Source organism: Methanomassiliicoccales archaeon, from assembly GCA_035527755.1.
Classification (GTDB): domain Archaea; phylum Thermoplasmatota; class Thermoplasmata; order Methanomassiliicoccales; family UBA472; genus UBA472.
Genome location: DATKZX010000005.1, coordinates 1 through 16721, shown reverse-complemented (window position 1 = coordinate 16721; position 16721 = coordinate 1). Strand labels below are relative to the sequence as shown.

Below are 16721 nucleotides of genomic sequence, written 5' to 3'. Positions count from 1 at the left end.
CCAACCCACCACCATGTATGGTGTCACCAAGGTGACTGGTGAACTGCTATGCGATTATTACCACAGCAAGTACGGAGTCGATGTACGCAGTGTTCGCTATCCCGGTATCGTCAGTGCGAAGACCATGCCAGGGGGTGGCACGACCGATTACGCGATCGCCATATTCTATGAGGCGGTACGCAATAATCGCTACACTTGTTTTGTACGCGAGGACACCGTCCTGCCGATGATGTACATGCCCGATTGCATCAACGCTGCCATCGACATCATGAAAGCTCCGGCGGAAAGCATCACCACCCGCCTGGGCTATAATCTCAACGGGACCAGCTTCTCCGCCGGGGAGCTGGCAAAATTAGTTGCCGAACGAAGTCCCGGTTTCAAGATCGAATATCGACCGGACTTTCGCCAGGCCATTGCTGACTCCTGGCCTAACTCCATGGACGATTCTCTCGCCTCCAAGGACTGGAACTGGAAGGTGGAATGGGGGTTGGACCGCATGGCCGACGACATGTTCATCAAGCTTCGCAAGCGCAAGGCCGACGATCATCTTTGAATTGGTCGATGCAAAGATTAAATGGCCATTGAATCGCTCCTCACTTGGAGATGTTATCATGAGAGATCCAAATTCGTTCCTCAAACAGGAGTATCAGGACCTGGTCGACCAAGCCTTGGACTGGAGGATCGCCAAGTTGCAAGGGGCCAGCACACCCTGGTGCAATGTGGATGGGAAGAGGGTGCTCATGTTCTGCTCCAATAACTACCTCAGCCTGAGCAACCACCCACACATGAAGGAACTGGCCAAAATGGCCGTGGACTCCCATGGGGTTGGCTCCGGTTCCGTGCGCCCGATAGCGGGCACCATGGACATACACCTGGAGCTGGAGGAGAGATTGGCCAAGTTCAAGGGGACACCGGCCTCGCTCGTGTACCAGACCGGCTTCGCCGCCAATGCCGGACTTATACCACAATTGGTTGGAAAGGGCGACCTTATCATCTCCGATGAACTGAACCATGGCAGCATCATCGACGGTGTACGCCTATCGACCGCCGAGAGAGCCATATACAGACATTGCGACGTCGCCGATCTAGCATTGAAACTTGAGGAAGCGGAGATGAAGCAACCTAGCTACCGCCGTATTCTCATCATCACCGATGGCGTGTTCTCCATGGACGGGGACATGGCCCCACTGGACCAGATAGCCAGACTCGCCAAGGAGCATGGTGCCATGCTCTATGTGGACGATGCCCATGGCGAAGGTGTTCTGGGGGAAGGAGGACGCGGGATCGTCTCCCATTTTGACCTGGACCACAATAGCGTACAGGTGGAGATGGGAACGTTCTCGAAAGCGTTCGGCGTCGTTGGCGGTCACATCTCTGGTTCGCTCGACCTCAAGAACTTCGCCCTGAACAGATCTCGTACCTGGCTTTTGAGCGGCTCGCATCCCCCGGCGGTGACCGCCGCCTGCATCGGGGCGATAGACGTCCTGGAGACCGAGCCGCAGCATGTGCGCAACCTCTGGGAGCGCACCAAGTATTTCCGGAAGGCCATGCAGGACCTGGGCTTCGACACCGGGAGGTCCGTTACGCCGATCATCCCGATCATGGTGGGCGACAGCGCCAAGGCAAAAAGGCTGAGCGAACGGCTTTACCAGGAAAGCGTCTTCGCCTTGCCTATCGTATTTCCCATGGTGTCGAAGGATAAGGCGCGCATCCGCACCATCATGAACGCTGCGCTTAGAGAGCAGGACCTTGACTTCGCCATCGGCAAGTTCGAGAAGATCGGGAAGGACCTGCACATCATTTGAACGTTATCGCGGAAGAAGACGGTTGTCGAAAAGGTGTGAGGTCTTACCCACAACCAGTCTTTTATATTATTTTTCCTTTGAATGTGGATCATACGTCAAATAAAGGCGTTGCCGTATGGCTTAAAACATCGTCGTTTTCCATCGATCTTGTATATATTTTTATAATGTATGTGCTTATATAATGTACGAAAAACAAACAAATGCACTAGTAATTTCATATTTACTAAATATGTGTCTAATAAATTCCTTTAAAAACAACAAGTATCTACCTTGTCCACTTTAAGCAGCAGGACAGACCGCAAAAACATGTCGGGAGATGCGGTGAACCTGGTCATCTGGGTGTTTGACGGCATATCGACCCCGGAGACCGGCCCATCAATTGCAACGTGTTCCGCCGTTCATGACCTGCTCGTCAAGGAGAGACGCATTATGGAAGCCAATATCAACGGCCGCGGCATCGCCCCCGGTCATTTCAACGCCAAGGTAGAAGCGATCCATGGTCTAGCCAAGGAGCTGGACTCGCTTGGGATCCCAGACCTGAGATTGGTCGCCGGGGACGGCGAGCGTGATATGTATTCTAGGGACCAGGCGGATGTCCCCCAACTGCTCAAGGATGCATTGCTGCATTATCAACCTGACGCGGTCGTGCAACCTTTCACCGCAGAGGCGGCGGTGGCAGTATTGGACTTCGCCAGGAGCCACGGGATCCCTGTCATTCCTCGAGGCTCGGGCTCTTCACCATTTGGTGGTTCCATACCGGTCAACGGCGGCATCGTAATGGACGCTAGCACGTTGGACCAGGTGCTGGAGGTCGACCTGAAGAACCGGCGCATCCGGGTGCAGGGCGGCTGCCGCTGGGCGGAGGCCGATCACGCGCTTTCCAAACATGGACTGCGGATCATCGCCTGCCCGTCCAGCCGATTCTCCACCGTGGCCGGTTGGATAAGCGGCGGAGGCTGTGGAGTGGGCTCGCTGGGCGGAGGGCATCTGAGCAAGATCGTGACCTCGGTCAAGCTGGCCACCAGCCTCGGTATCGTCACCCTGCAACCGTCCCAGGAGGAGTTCCATGCGCTGTTCGGCAGCGAGGGACAGTTAGGGATCATCATCGAGGTCACCCTGAAGGTCAAGGAGGTCGACAACTCTTCCCGCCCGCACCTGCTGATATTCCAGGACCTGGACCAAGCGGTGGAGGTGGCCGAACAGTTGCGGCGTCTGAGCATTCTTCCCGAGGACCTTATCTATTTCTCCCCAGGAAAGCTCAACTACGCCAACAAGCTGCTGCACGGAGAGCACTTCGGAAAAGGACATGCCTTGCTGGTGACCTCGGCCGACACGGCATCGGAGAAGGTCATCGTCGACCTGTTGTCCTCCAAAGGGATCGTGGAGGAAAGTGAGTATAAGGCCCGTTTGCTGTGGCACGACCGCTACTTCCCCATGAAGCTCAGGAGGCTGGGGCCAGGGATGATGGGCGCGGAGGTCCTTGCCCCCATGTCCAATCTCAAGGCCATCCTGCACAGGGCGGAGGACCTCTGCCAGGAGTTCGCTTTGGACCCCTTACTGGAGATCCACTTTCTGCAAGGTCCGGAAGCCCTCCTTCTCTGCTACTACCTTACGGACCAGGTCAACCAGTCGTTGTACACCCTGGATGCGGCAAAGTCCATGTTCGTGACCTCCTCCCTCATAGGGTTGGGGGCCCGCCCGTACTCCCTGGGCGTGTGGAACAATTCCTTTGTCGACCATTGGCCGAAGGATGAGATGAAGAGGCTCAGTAAGGCCAAGGATAGGCTGGACCCTTCCGGCATCATGAACCCGGGCAAGTTCTTTGCGTTGAAGGGGCGCATGTTCGGTGGCGCCGGGATCATTTTCAGCCCCCGGGTCTCCGGGATGGGGATGGCGCTCATGGCGCAAATGCACGCCCCTCTCGCCCCCCTGCTCAGGTCCGTTTCCACCATCTCCCGCAAGGTCATGTCCCCCCGCAAAAGGGATGTCCTCATCGAGATGGCCAACCAGTGCGCTATGTGCGGGGCTTGCGTCAGCGTATGCCCGGCCTACGCTCTCACCAAGGACGAAAGGGTCACCGCCCGTGGCAAGCTGCTGACGGTCAAGGCCATGGCCGAGGGCAAGGAGATCACCAAGGAGCATGCCCACCGCACCTTCCTATGCATGAGATGCAAGGCCTGCGAGCAGGTGTGCCAGTCCAAGCTGGACCTGATACCTGCCTACGATGAACTGGAGGCTAGACTGGAAAAGAAGTTTGGTCGGGACCCGGTGGAGATCGAGCGTTTCGTGCGCGTTGCCGAGGTCAGTTCTCACTACGACGAGATGGTGTCGCGGGGATTGGTGCTGGGAGCGCCCAAGAACGGAATGAGGGGTGAGCGCCGTGTATGAACGGTATCATGTCCACGTCGTCCCGACCTCGGGGCGACATCGACCGGTGCCCAAGTTCCTAGTGCGCCGGGCCGATAACTGCATCAACTGCGGGAAGTGCGAGCGGGCCTGCATCTACGGGGCGCACAAGAGGGATCCCCAGGACCCCCGGAAGATGGCCGAGCCGGACAGCACCCTGTGCAAGAACTGCTTCCGCTGCGTGGTCGACTGTCCCCAGAGGGCGTTATCCATCAAGGTCAACGACGAGTTCAAGGCCATGGGAAAAGGGGTCTGGACCCCGTTGCGGGTGACCACCATGTGGAACGAGGCCGAAAGCGGCAAGATCCCGGTGCTGGGAGCTGGCTATCGCGGATTGTTCGCCGGTCCTGGCTATGACGCCATGTGGACCGATATGTCCGAGATAGTGCGCCCGACCAGGGATGGTATCCACGGCCGGGAGTTCATCTCCACCAGCGTGGATATAGGACGCACACCTCCCCTGCTCTCTTTCGACGAAAAGGGACGTCTGCTCACGCAGATAGGACCGATCGTGGATCTTCCTGTGCCATTCCTGCTGGACGCCTCTCGGATCAAGTTCACCGATGAAGCGCTGAAGGGTATCGCCGGAGCGACACAGGAACTGGGCACCCTGCTGGTGCTCCCGATCGGTTCGATGGACAAACTGAACGTAAGGACGCCTTCAGAAACACTGGTGCCGGTCATCTCCCAAGTGCATGACCTGGACCGGCTTCCGCCACAGATAAGGATGGTGGAGATCGAGAACGCTCCGGATTGGAAGACTACGGTGCAAGGTCTGAAGGAAAAAAGGCCAGGACTGCTGGTGGGGATCAGGGTCAGACCGTCCCCGGAGCTGATGTCCATCGTGAACGACATGGCCCGGGAGACGGACATACTACACGTGCTCTTCGCGGAGAGCGGCATGGACGAAAGCGGACAATATGCCAGGGATTCATTGCGCGTCCTGCACCGGCACCTGGTGGCCGCCGGCCTGCGGGATAGTATCACGATCTTATCGTCGGGCGGATTGGCCGCGGCAGAGATGGTCCCAAAGAGCATTATCTGCGGAGCGGACGCCGTCACGTTGGAAACGGCGCTGTTGGTGGCCTTGGGCTGCCGCGTCTGTGTCACCTGCGGCGACGATTGCCCTTCCGACCTGAAAGGGGCGACGGAAGAGTTCGTTATGCACAGAGTGACCAACCTATGCAGTGCCTGGAAAGACCAACTACTGGAGGTGCTGGGAGCCATGGGCATACGCGAGGTACGTCGCCTGAGGGGGGAGACCGGTCGCGCCATATTCCAGGAGGACGCGCATCGTGACGCCTTCTCCAGTATAGAAGGAGGTGGGAACGATGACCAATGATTATTTCGATTGCGTACCAGAGTCCTCTTGGATACCGTCCGATAGGCTCAAGTTCGTAAACCGCTACGTTGTGGAAAGGAAGGATACCTGCATTTCCTGCGGGCTGTGTGAGTCCCTCTGCCCCCATGGAGTTCATCAGAGGATCGAAGGGCACGCCCGCATAATGCCCCCATATAATCAGAGATGTATCGGACCTTCATGTGCTAGCAACGATTTCCACTGCGTCACCCACTGCCCCACCTCTTCATTGAGCGTGCGCAACAGCGAGACCTTCAGCGCCCTAGGTGATGTCCGCTGGACCACCGATATGATCCTGGCGACGTGGCACATGGCCGAGACGGGGGAGGCGCTGCCGCTTGACCATCCGGGCAACACCGGTACCGCCGGTGGAGGCTTCGATCATCTGCATTTCAAGCTGGGAGAGGTTCCGGATAAGGTGGACTATCACGAGTTCAGTACGGCCATCGACCTGAACCGGAAGAAGGACGGGGATAGACGGCGTATCGCCATACCGGTTTACGGCGGAGGCATGTCCTATGGTTCCGTTTCCTTGCACACCATGGTGGCTAGGGCCAAGGCCGCTCAGGCCTGGGGCACCTATACCTGCAGCGGTGAGGGCGGGTACCCGGCGGAGCTCGTTCCATACAAGGACCACGTCGTGACCCAGATCGCCACCGGGCTTTTCGGCGTACGCGAGGAGACCGTCATGCGCGCTCCCATCGTGGAGTTCAAGTACGCACAAGGCGCGAAACCGGGACTGGGAGGTCATTTGCTGGGCGATAAGAACACCCCGCTGGTGGCCAAGATGAGGGAGGCAGTGCCCAACACTTCCTTGTTCTCCCCCTTCCCCTTCCACAGCGTATACTCGGTGGAGGATCACAAGAAACACCTTGACTGGATAGCGTCCATCAACCCCCGGGCGCTGTTGTCGGTGAAAGTGTCCACGCCCAACGACGTGGAGATGGTGGCCATCGGCTCCTATTACGCTGGCGCTCACATCGTGCATTTGGACGGAGGGTACGGCGGTACCGGCGCAGCGCCGGAGATCGCCAAGAAGAACATCGCCATGCCGATAGAATACGCCATACCTAAAGTGCACAAGTTCCTGACGAACGAGGGGGTGCGAGAGGACGTCACCCTCATCGCCAGCGGGGGCATGCGTACCGCCATGGACGTGGCCAAGGCCATCGCCCTGGGGGCGGACGGCGTGGTCATCGGAACGGCGGAACTGGTCGCCATGGGCTGCGTACGCTGCGGCAACTGCGAATCTGGCAGGGGATGCCCGAGGGGCATCGCCACCACCGACCCGGTACTATACCTGCAGATGGACACAGATTGGGGGGCGCAGAGGGTAATCAACCTCTATTCCTCCTGGCGCAAGCAGTGGTGTCATCTACTGGCCGCTCTCGGCATGACGGATATAAATGAACTGAGAGGGAGAACGGACCTCCTGAGATATGAGGGGGACAAGGAGGTGAGCGCGTGAGCTACGATCCATTGAAAATTATCAATGCCAGAGAATGGATGCCAGCGTGCCGCCCGAAACTCAATCGCCTGCAGATGGAGGCGGAGGGAGGGTGCGGCGTTGTCGGTCTGGCGGCCTCGGAGGGGCTGCCGGGAAGGTACATCTACGAACCGCTGGTGCAGATGCACAACCGGGGAAACGGCAAGGGCGGCGGCATCGCAGCCGTGGGGCTGAACCACCAACAGATGAAGGTGCCGAAGGATATCCTGGACGATCACTACCTGGTGCAGGTGGCCTACGTTGACCCTTCCTATCGCGAAGCGTTGGAACGGGAGTTCATCGATGATCGGTACCAAGTGCATACCAGATACCAGGTGGATGAGTGCAACGACCCCTTTGTAATGGCGTCCTTGCCGGTCCGACCGCCCCTGGTCTGGCGCTACTTCTGTAGGGCCAGGCCGGAGAAGCTTAATGAGTTCATAGAGGGTCGTGGCCTTCAAGGCATGGAAGTGCGCCGTGCCGAGGACGAGTTCGTCTATCAGACCAGCTTCGCCATCAACCATCAGTATTACGTACAGAAGGGGATGAAGGCGTTCGTCATGTCCCACGGCCGAAACATGATCATCATGAAGGTGGTCGGCTTCGCCGAGGACGTCATCCGCTTCTACTGTCTGGAGGAAACGACCGCCCATGTGTGGATAGGGCATCAACGCTACCCCACCAAGGGCAAGGTCTGGCACCCGGGCGGTGCCCACCCCTTCATGGGCCTGGACGAGGGACTGGTCCATAACGGGGACTTCGCCAACTACCACTCGGTGAGCGAGTATCTGGCGCAAAAGAACGTAGTGCCACTGTTCCTGACCGATACCGAGGTCTCGGTGCTGCTGTTCGACCTGCTGAACCGTACCTATGGATATCCGCTGGAATACATCATCGAATCATTGGCCCCAACGACCGAAAGGGACTTTCACCACCTGCCGGAAGAGAAGAAGGCCTTGTATCAGGCCATCCAGAGGACCCATATGCACGGTTCGCCCGACGGTCCCTGGTTCTTCATCATCGCCAGGAACTGCTTCTACGAGGACAAGTTCCAATTGATCGGGATCACCGATCCCTCCATGCTTCGACCGCAGGTGTTCGCGCTTGTGGAAGGGGATGTGCAGATCGGGCTCATCGGCTCGGAGAAGCAGGCCATAGATTCCGCCCTGAGGTCCATATCCAAGGACCATCCCTCCGTGCCCAAACAAGCGGACGTGTACTGGAACGCCCGAGGTGGCAGCTATACCGACGGCGGGGCCTTCGTCTTCACCCTGGAACGTCAGGTGGACGGACGGAAGCTGAGCTGCGCCAACAAGTTCTCCGCCCCGGTCCAGTTGGAGATGGTCTACGACCGCCAGTGGGACCTGTCCCTGGCCGATCCAATGCAGACCGGGGGAACGGACCCCATGGTCGATACTGGAAACGGAGATGAGATCTTCCAGAGGTTCCTTTCCGCTTTGCCGGCCATGAACGCGCTCGGTCTCCGTTCGGCACTGCAGGCATCTGTGCTGAGGGCCTCTCGAAGCGAGGCGGACCTGAGGGAGATGTTGAAGTTCCTGACCTTGGTCATCGATCGGCGTTACCTCTGCGGAAAACTTCGTCGGAGCCGGATCATCGACAAGGCCTCGGAAGCAGTGAACCTCATGTTGAGGTCCGTGCCCCGGGCACCGGGGAACGGTATGTCATTCTCCTTGGTCGACCTGAACAACCGCGATGCCGTACCCGCCGTCGGTGGGGAAGGTTCCGTACTGGTGGTGGATTGCCGGGGATTCCCCATGGAAGGGGAGAGCGGCCCGTCCTTCGTCATACGCGATGCCCACGAGAAAGGTTGGAGGCACGTGATCATGATCGATGCCCACGGACAGAGGTTCTTCGGCTGCGGCCTCGGTCAGGGTTCCCAAGGTATGAAGATAGAAGCGTTCGGGACGTCGGGCGACTATCTGGCATCCGGATTGTCCGGAGCGGAGATAGAGGTGCACGGCAACGCCCAGGACCAGCTAGGACAGATAATGGCCTCCGGGAAACTGGTGGTATATGGGGATGTCGGACAGACGTTCATGTACGGGGCCAAGGGCGGAGAGGCATACATCATGGGCAACGCCGCCGGCCGCCCCCTAATCAATGCCGTGGGAAAGCCGCGAGTGGTCATCAACGGTACCTGCCTGGACTATCTGGCGGAATCGTTCATGGCCGGAGACCCTTTGAACGGAGGGGGCTTCGTCATCCTGAACGGAATGAGCTTCGATGTCCAAGGGAGACCGATGGACCTACCTACCCCATACCCGGGTAGCAATCTTTTCTCCCTCGCGTCGGGCGGCGCCATCTATGTTCGGGACCCCCATCGGAAAGTGACCGCGGACCAGTTGAACGGTGGCCAGTTCGGGAAGATGACCGATAAGGATTGGGAGACGATCCTACCGTACCTGCGGGAGAACGAAAGGCTGTTCGGAGTACCTGTGGAGGAATTCCTGCTGAAGGTGGAGGGCAGAGATATGCGACCAATCAAGGTCTATCGTAAAATTGAGCCGGTATCCACCAAATCGGCCGGGGAAGAGGTCGTGGACGACGACCTGTAAGATGACAACCGTCATAATCCCCTAAACCCCTTTTTTTACTATTATCGGATGGAATTGTCCATGTTATTTCGGGGGTCGAACGAGGGCACGCAGCGTAGCGCTCTGCGGGACCGCTTGATCTTTGATCACATCGGTCCTACCCAGGCCGCGGTAGAGTTCTTCTACGGTCTGCTCATGGCCATGACCCTGAGCAACACCCTGCGCCTGGCCTTGATCGGACAACCTCCGGATCAGATCACCTTTGTCATCACCGTGGCCATCCTGGGATGCAATGCGGCCTGGGGCATCGCCGACGGTGCAGTGAACGTGCTCACCTCCCACTACCAGAACGTCTACTACTACCGCCTGGTCAAGGAGATAAAGGACGGCAAGGACCATCAAGCGGCGAGGAAGTTGGCCGCCGAGGTCCTTTCCGAAGCTTTGACCGAGATCCAGGAGAACGTGCTGGACGAAGATTCCATGCAGAAGATGGCGGACGTGGCACTTCTGGCCATAAGAAAGAGGGAACTTGTCAAGCCTCGGGTCGGCCCTTCCCACATGAAGACCGCGGCCTGGTGCGTGATATTGAACGTGCTGGCCGCTCTGCCCTTTGTCCTGGTCTACCAGCTCACCCCTTACATCAATACCACCCTGGTCATGCTGATATCCAACATCGCCGGGGCGGTGCTGCTCTTCATGATCGGCAGCTTTCTGGACCGCCATCTGGGAGACGGACAGCGGCGCCTGGGCTGGATCATGGTGGGTCTGGGCCTCTTAATGATGTCCATCATCTTCATGTTGGGCGGTTGAGTCCGCTCAATCACAAGTTATTTGACACCGCAGGTGCAAGTAAGATACGGGGGTCGAAATGCACGCCTACAACCTTCTGGTGACCTTTCACCATAACCAGAAAGGTCATGCCGAGCAAGAGATCAGGGAACGAATGAAGGACCTGGGAGCTTACGTGGAGAAGCTGGACCTGTGTGAGGTGGAAGGTGTCTTCCTGGCACAGGTCGGCGGAATGGCCAGAGTTCTCGTTTCCCAGCTGAAGCGCATGTGTCTTGAGGACCCGTCGCAGTTCCTATACACCTATCACTGGGTGCCCATTGAGACATGGGTGCCCTCAGAGATCGGGGAACTGCGTTCCACCGCCATTGAACTGGGCCGGGGAATAGGAGAGAACGAGACCTGGATGATGCATCTGCACAAGCGTCACTTCGAAGAGCATCATGACGAGCTGATCGTTCAGCTGACCGACCCTCTGAACCATGGACGGGTGGACCTGGAAGACCCAGACAAGATACTGGCAGTAGAGATACTTGGCAAGAATTCTGGATTATCCCTGCTGAACCGCCATGAACTGCTGGATGTGAACAAGGTCAGGGCCGCATCGGAAGCGGGCAAGATCTGAGACCGGGTCAAGGAAGTTCCCTCTTGAACCAATAGCGATAGCTTTGATCGGACATCGCCCCAAACAGATACCGCCTAGCTTCGACCGGGATATCCACGAGACACATGCACATTTTTTCCACTATTCGTTAGACATAGACCCGATTGTCGGGGTCATGATATAAATGGCAGTTAGAATAATAATGAAAAGGGACCGCAATCTATAATAAATGGTAAAAAATCTCGAGATGTTCATGGTATCCCCTCAAGTGGAGAAATTATTCAACTCATTGTTGAGAGGCGGAATCGTCTCCGAAGACAAGGCGGTCAGCGCCGAGAAGGCCACCTCCCTGTCCAAATTGCCGAAGGCCCAGTGCATGAACGCCATCCAGGAGCTCAAGAAAACCGGCGTCCTGAAGGATAAGAGAAATAACAATTCCGTCTATTACTATCTAGTAAAGACATCATTGTGAGCCCGTCTGGGATACCATCCTAAGATACCTCTTCCGTTCAGATATCGTTCCGATCTCTTTTTCTGCGAACCTGTTTCGTCAGACGAAAGGATTATGCCATATTCCGACATGCCATTGTCTATCATGGACGCCGTGGAGCTAGCCGCCAAGAACGCCAAAGAGGCGTCGTACCGTTTGCAGAGCCTGTCCCAGGCCGTTAGAAACGAAGCCCTCCAGGAAATAGCATCTGCCCTTTCCGATAACGCTGACATCATCATTGATGCCAATGAGGCCGATCTACGGGAAGGGGAGAAGGCAGGATTGGGGAAGGTCCTCCTCAAACGATTGCGTTATGACCGTTCCAAGATCGATGAGTCCGTGGAATCCCTGCGCTCATTGATAAAACAGGAGGACCCCATTGGCGAGGTCGTATCCCGCATGGAGTTGGATCATGGCCTAATTTTGGAGAGGACCACCTGCCCCATTGGCGTGATCGGCGTCATCTTCGAATCCCGCCCGGAGGCCTTGGTGCAGATATCGTCGCTCTGCCTGAAGTCCGGTAACGCCGTCATCCTGAAGGGCGGTTCTGAAGCACATCATACGAACGAGACGTTGGCCAAGGTCATCGTGAAAGCGGTGGTCGATGTGGACCAGCGGTTCGAGGGAGCGGTCCAGCTGCTCTCCACCAGGGAGGAGGTCAACAAGCTGTTGGCCATGGACCAGTATGTCGACCTCATAATCCCCCGGGGTTCCAACCAGCTGGTGAAGTTCATCCAGTCGCATACCAAGATCCCTGTTCTGGGGCATGCCGACGGCATCTGCCACACCTATGTGGACGAGAAGGCCGACCTGGAGATGGCCCTGAGGGTCTGCCTCGACTCCAAGATACAGTATCCCGCCGTCTGCAATGCCATGGAAACTTTGCTGGTCCATGAGAACGTCGCCCTAAGCTTCCTGCCAGCCATGGCGGAACTATACGGTCGGGCAGGGGTGGAGCTGAGGGGGGATGCATCCGCTCGTAGCATCGTTGAAATGAACGAGGCTACGGACGATGATTGGACAAAGGAATACAATGACCTCGTCCTGTCCGTCAAGGTCGTATCCTCGTTGGATGAGGCTATTGCCCACATCAACCGCTATGGCTCGCACCACACCGACGCCATCATCACCAACGACGAGCGTAGCGCCCGGCACTTCATGGACGAAGTGGATTCCTCGTCGGTCATGTGGAACTGCTCAACACGGTTCGCTGACGGATACCGCTATGGATTGGGGGCAGAGGTGGGCATCAGCACCAACAAGACCCATGCTCGCGGACCGGTCGGACTGGAAGGGCTGACAATTTACAAATACCGCCTAAATGGCTCCGGACAAATCGTGGCCGATTACTCCGGGGAAAAGGGAAGGTCGTTCACTCACAGGAAATTGCTATGAGGGACATCAGCGTCACGCGCGTCGTCATAAAGATCGGGACCAACACCATTTGCGGTGAGGACGGACAGGTCGATTCCGAATACTTGGCTGGCGTGGCCCGACAGGTGGTCGAGCTGGAGAAGCTGGGCATACAATCGATCATAGTCACCTCCGGTGCCATCGGTTCCGGTAGCAGCGAACTTGGTCTGGACGGACCGCAGAAGGACATAGCCCATAAGCAGGCCTGCGCCGCCGTAGGTCAGGCGACCCTCATGCTCACCTATCGTAAGGTCTTCGCCGAATACGGAAAATCTGTCGGTCAATTACTGCTAACCTACAACACCTTCTCCGACCGCAAGGTGTATCTCAACCTGCGCAAGACCGTGGACGCCCTGTTCGGGCTGGCGGTGGTCCCGGTGATCAACGAGAACGACGTGATCTCCACGGACGAGATCGGTGATACCTTCGGGGACAACGACAAGCTTTCCGCACTGGTATCCAGCAAGGTGGATGCCGACCTCCTTCTACTGCTCACGGACGTTGACGGCCTCTACGACCGCAACCCGGACATCGACCCGGACGCTCACTTCATTCATACGGTGGATGAGATAACCAAGGACATCGAGATGATGGCCGGGGACGGGCGCAACGGACGTTCAAAAGGCGGAATGAAAAGCAAGATAAACGCCGCCCGGATCGCCATGGGCGCAGGTTGCAACACAATCATCGCCAACGGGCGGACGGAAGATGTGATCCTGCGGGTTGTGAAGGGCGAAGATATCGGCACCCTGTTCTCAGCTCGTTCCACGTACTCCAACCGGGAGAGATGGATCCTTTATGCTAGCCCGAGGGGCAAGATCTCCGTGGACGCCGGGGCCGAGGAGGCCCTCAGGGGTGAGGGGAGCCTACTACCCTGCGGCGTCACTGCCGTCGAAGGCCGGTTCAAGGAGGGGGACGTGGTTCGCCTAGGGACCTTCGCAAAGGGTGTGGTGAACTTCCCGTCCGGAGAGATAATGCAGCTCAAGGATGCCTGCGAAAAGGAAAAGAAGAAGGGCAATGGCAAAGTGCACAACGACAGCGTGGTCGTTGACCATTGCAACATCGTGTTCCACGAATAGGTGAGCTTTTTCCAAACGTATCGGTGAGGAGTGATCTTCAAGTGCTCAGGGGCGCGCTTGTTATCTGTAATAATATTATTATGCCACCATGGATCATTGGTGATCGGCGACGCGGAAGGTCAGCTCGAAGCGAGCGCCGCCGCGATGATCATTAGATACAGAGATGCTGCCCCCGTAGCGTTCCATGGTCCTCCTGACGAGGTATAGTCCGAGGCCAGTGCCTTTGCTCTCCCCGTATGCCACCCCTTCCATGAAAATGCGATCTAATTGATCGGGAGGTATGCCGATGCCATCGTCACGAACGACCAACCTGACCTTCCCCCCATCCTGATGGATGGAGAACTCCAGTGATTTGGCATGTCCGTGTTTCTTGGCATTTCGCACCAGGTTCTCGATGATCGCCACCAGCGCTGGGTCAGCCAATACCATGGCCTCGCCCCGCAAAGTAAAGGGCATGTCCAACGACGGAAGCACCTTACCGACGATATTGGCCAAACTGGTGACGGTCATGTCGCTGCGGGAGAGCAGGAAATTGTCCAGGTCCCTCATCTGGGAGATGATGCTCTGCATGCGCTGAAGCGATGCATGGGCCCGCAATATATCGCGTTCCCGGTTGTTGATCTTGTAAAGCTCCAGGGAGGAGTTGATCACCATAAGCTCGTTGGCGATATCGTGGCGCAGGATCTTGTTGGCCACTCCCAGCGATTCGGACAACTGCGACAGCTGGGCCTGGGATTCGTTGAGCTCCTGTGTATGACGGATATTGGACAGCGCCATATCCAAAGCATCCTGGATGGTCATAACCAGAGGGATCATGGAGTTCATGCGACTGGGATCGCTGGCTCCATCCATTATCAACAATCCGATGCGTTTTCCATTACTTTTCAACGATAGAACGAAGCCTTTCTTTGAGGGCAGGAGCTTGATCACCTGGTCGGGAAGCAGGCGCGTCTCGGCGGTCCAGATACCGCAATCCCCATAGACACCATTGCGCGGCCCTCCCTCGGGGACATAACATATCTTCTCAGGATGGAATGTACCGGCCACCATATCCAAGACCGCGCGAATGGCCGATTCCTCATCCTCGGCCTTCTGCAGCGTTCTCAAAAGGTCCAGGAAAAGAGAGTATGAATGATTGACGCCCTCATTAGTGTTCATGGAACACCTGGGAAAAATGCGTCTCGCTTATTAAATGGTTCGATTTGCATTCAGTTTATTGAAAATATTGATTACTCCACACAGGTGCTTTCCTTGATCCAATCGAGATACGGCATATGACCGTCGGCGATGCGGTATCGGACGATGCATGGCACTTCATAGGGGTGCATTTCCAGAACGGTACGCTCTAGCTCCTTGTAGCGTTCCTCTGCCACCTTGAAAAGCATGGCCACCTCGCCATCCTCCACGATCTTTCCCTTCCAGCGGTAGGTGGAATCGACCGTCCAATAGTTCACACATGCCGCTAACCTTCGTTCCACAAGTGAGCGGCCTATCTTTTTCGCTGTGACCATGTTCGGTACGGTCACTAGCACCGAGGAGTACATGATATGTCATGAACCGCGGTGATAATCAAGGATATGGAGAAAAATAGATGCCCGGGACCTCGGGCGAAAAAGGTATTGTGAAGGGGTTTCAGGCCGCCATACGCTTGGCCCTGGCCTTCGCCCATATCACCAGGAAGGCCGGGAGCACGAACACCGATGCCACAAAACTGTAGGTGATGGCGATGGCGGTGATCATACCGAACTCCTGTATCGGAGGGAGTATGGAGAAGGCGATTATGCCGAACCCTACCACCGTGGTCATCGCTGCGCCCAACAGGGACACGCCGGTCTTGCCCACAGCGTTGTCGACGGCCATCTCGATGTCCTCGTGCGCGTGGATCTCCTCAACGAAACGGTGGGTGACGTGTATGCCGTAGGTCACTCCCATTCCGACGGTCAGGGAGGCGATCATCAGGGTCATGACGTTCATGGGAATGCCCACAGCGTACATGGTGCCCCACATCCAGACGACACAGAGCGCCACCGGTATTGTGGCCAGTGTGCCCAATACGAAGGAACGTCGGAGTATCCACATGACCAGGGTCATTATGAGCAATGATGCCACCAAAGTGGTTATCAAGGACTGGGTCTGGCTGGTATTGAGCTCCTTCATTACCATCTGGGTCAGTATGATCTCGCCGGTGACCACCGTGGTCAATCCAGCATCCTTCATGGGCTGCACGGCAACTTTAAGGTCCTCGTTGAGCTGCTCGATCTGTACGCCTCCCAGGTTAGGATCTAGGTTGACCGTTATGACCGACGTGTACCCTTCATCGCTGGGGACCAGTACCTGGGCCATGGACGCTGCCGACCCTTCACCCATATACATCATCCCGACCAGGGCGTTGACCTCCGTAACAGTTGCCAACGAACGGATATGGGCGGTACCATCGGAACTTTCGAAGACCCCGTCATACATCATGGCGAACGTTTCGTTGTAGTTCGGGTCCACATAACCAGGACCGGTAGAATTGGTGGCGAAATCGTACATCACCGAGAGGAAAGAGGACACGTCTGCGTTCTCTCCGTGGTGAAGGACGCCTTCAACATCGTCCATGGCGATTATCGATGATGGGTCAGTTAGCTCACCCTTGACCAGTATCTGGGCGGTGGAGCCACTGGTGATGTTGAACTCGTTAGACAGGAAATTTATGTCCTTGGCCACGTCCATGGACTCTGGCAGGAAATCGTTG

14 protein-coding genes are annotated in these 16721 nt (G+C 56.8%); 11 read left to right on the top strand and 3 right to left on the bottom strand.

The window, feature by feature from the left end; all coding sequences use genetic code 11:
• The 11 genes from VMW85_02070 to proB form a co-directional block, all read left to right on the top strand.
• Positions 1-553 (top strand): NAD-dependent epimerase/dehydratase family protein (locus tag VMW85_02070; protein ID HUT26820.1); only part of this gene is annotated, 553 nt, incomplete at its 5' end.
• Between the two features lie 58 nt (positions 554-611).
• On the top strand, positions 612-1805 hold the full coding sequence (locus tag VMW85_02065; GenBank protein ID HUT26819.1) for an aminotransferase class I/II-fold pyridoxal phosphate-dependent enzyme: 1194 nt from the start codon (positions 612-614) through the stop codon (positions 1803-1805).
• Between the two features lie 306 nt (positions 1806-2111).
• Entirely contained in the window at positions 2112-4193 is a 2082-nt protein-coding gene (locus tag VMW85_02060; protein HUT26818.1) for an FAD-binding protein, read from the top strand.
• The gene (locus tag VMW85_02055) at positions 4177-5553 is read left to right on the top strand and encodes a glutamate synthase-related protein (protein ID HUT26817.1); all 1377 of its coding nucleotides are present in this window, start codon (positions 4177-4179) and stop codon (positions 5551-5553) included. Before VMW85_02060 ends, VMW85_02055 begins: the two co-directional genes overlap by 17 nt.
• The gene (locus VMW85_02050; protein HUT26816.1) at positions 5543-7039 is read left to right on the top strand and encodes a glutamate synthase-related protein; all 1497 of its coding nucleotides are present in this window, start codon (positions 5543-5545) and stop codon (positions 7037-7039) included. The genes VMW85_02055 and VMW85_02050 overlap by 11 nt, the downstream gene beginning before the upstream one ends.
• The gene (locus VMW85_02045; protein HUT26815.1) at positions 7036-9633 is read left to right on the top strand and encodes a hypothetical protein; all 2598 of its coding nucleotides are present in this window, start codon (positions 7036-7038) and stop codon (positions 9631-9633) included. Before VMW85_02050 ends, VMW85_02045 begins: the two co-directional genes overlap by 4 nt.
• Positions 9634-9693: 60 nt before the next feature.
• Positions 9694-10422, top strand: coding sequence for a hypothetical protein (locus VMW85_02040; GenBank protein ID HUT26814.1), 729 nt, complete (start codon positions 9694-9696; stop codon positions 10420-10422).
• 58 nt (positions 10423-10480) lie between these two features.
• Positions 10481-11023 carry a hypothetical protein gene (locus VMW85_02035; GenBank protein ID HUT26813.1) on the top strand — a complete coding sequence of 181 codons (543 nt, stop codon included), beginning with the start codon at positions 10481-10483 and terminating at the stop codon, positions 11021-11023.
• A 208-nt stretch (positions 11024-11231) separates the two neighbouring features.
• Positions 11232-11474 carry a hypothetical protein gene (locus tag VMW85_02030; protein HUT26812.1) on the top strand — a complete coding sequence of 81 codons (243 nt, stop codon included), beginning with the start codon at positions 11232-11234 and terminating at the stop codon, positions 11472-11474.
• 93 nt (positions 11475-11567) lie between these two features.
• Positions 11568-12887 (top strand): glutamate-5-semialdehyde dehydrogenase, encoded by a 1320-nt coding sequence (locus VMW85_02025; GenBank protein HUT26811.1) that lies wholly within the window; start codon positions 11568-11570, stop codon positions 12885-12887.
• The gene (gene proB, locus VMW85_02020; GenBank protein ID HUT26810.1) at positions 12884-13984 is read left to right on the top strand and encodes a glutamate 5-kinase; all 1101 of its coding nucleotides are present in this window, start codon (positions 12884-12886) and stop codon (positions 13982-13984) included. The genes VMW85_02025 and proB overlap by 4 nt, the downstream gene beginning before the upstream one ends.
• A 93-nt stretch (positions 13985-14077) precedes the next feature.
• On the opposite strand, the gene VMW85_02015 is transcribed toward proB, so the two are convergent.
• The 3 genes from VMW85_02015 to VMW85_02005 all read right to left on the bottom strand — a co-directional run.
• A complete protein-coding gene (locus tag VMW85_02015; protein HUT26809.1) occupies positions 14078-15142 on the bottom strand; it encodes a HAMP domain-containing sensor histidine kinase in 1065 nt (354 codons plus the stop codon).
• Positions 15143-15213: 71 nt separating this feature from the next.
• Positions 15214-15528 (bottom strand): divalent-cation tolerance protein CutA, encoded by a 315-nt coding sequence (gene cutA / locus VMW85_02010; GenBank protein ID HUT26808.1) that lies wholly within the window; start codon positions 15526-15528, stop codon positions 15214-15216.
• A gap of 88 nt (positions 15529-15616) precedes the next feature.
• On the bottom strand, positions 15617-16721 hold a 1105-nt coding region (locus tag VMW85_02005), incomplete at its 5' end, for an MMPL family transporter (protein HUT26807.1).

What these genes read in the sequence shown, in the direction of transcription:
- VMW85_02065 (HUT26819.1), top strand. Translation starts at nt 612, where the DNA reads ATGAGAGATCCAAATTCGTTCCTCAAACAGGAGTATCAGGACCTGGTC.
- VMW85_02060 (HUT26818.1), top strand. Translation starts at nt 2,112, where the DNA reads ATGTCGGGAGATGCGGTGAACCTGGTCATCTGGGTGTTTGACGGCATA.
- VMW85_02050 (HUT26816.1), top strand. Translation starts at nt 5,543, where the DNA reads ATGACCAATGATTATTTCGATTGCGTACCAGAGTCCTCTTGGATACCG.
- VMW85_02040 (HUT26814.1), top strand. Translation starts at nt 9,694, where the DNA reads ATGTTATTTCGGGGGTCGAACGAGGGCACGCAGCGTAGCGCTCTGCGG.
- VMW85_02035 (HUT26813.1), top strand. Translation starts at nt 10,481, where the DNA reads ATGCACGCCTACAACCTTCTGGTGACCTTTCACCATAACCAGAAAGGT.
- VMW85_02030 (HUT26812.1), top strand. Translation starts at nt 11,232, where the DNA reads ATGGTAAAAAATCTCGAGATGTTCATGGTATCCCCTCAAGTGGAGAAA.
- VMW85_02025 (HUT26811.1), top strand. Translation starts at nt 11,568, where the DNA reads ATGCCATATTCCGACATGCCATTGTCTATCATGGACGCCGTGGAGCTA.
- proB (HUT26810.1), top strand. Translation starts at nt 12,884, where the DNA reads ATGAGGGACATCAGCGTCACGCGCGTCGTCATAAAGATCGGGACCAAC.
- VMW85_02015 (HUT26809.1), bottom strand. Translation starts at nt 15,142, where the DNA reads ATGAACACTAATGAGGGCGTCAATCATTCATACTCTCTTTTCCTGGAC.
- cutA (HUT26808.1), bottom strand. Translation starts at nt 15,528, where the DNA reads ATGTACTCCTCGGTGCTAGTGACCGTACCGAACATGGTCACAGCGAAA.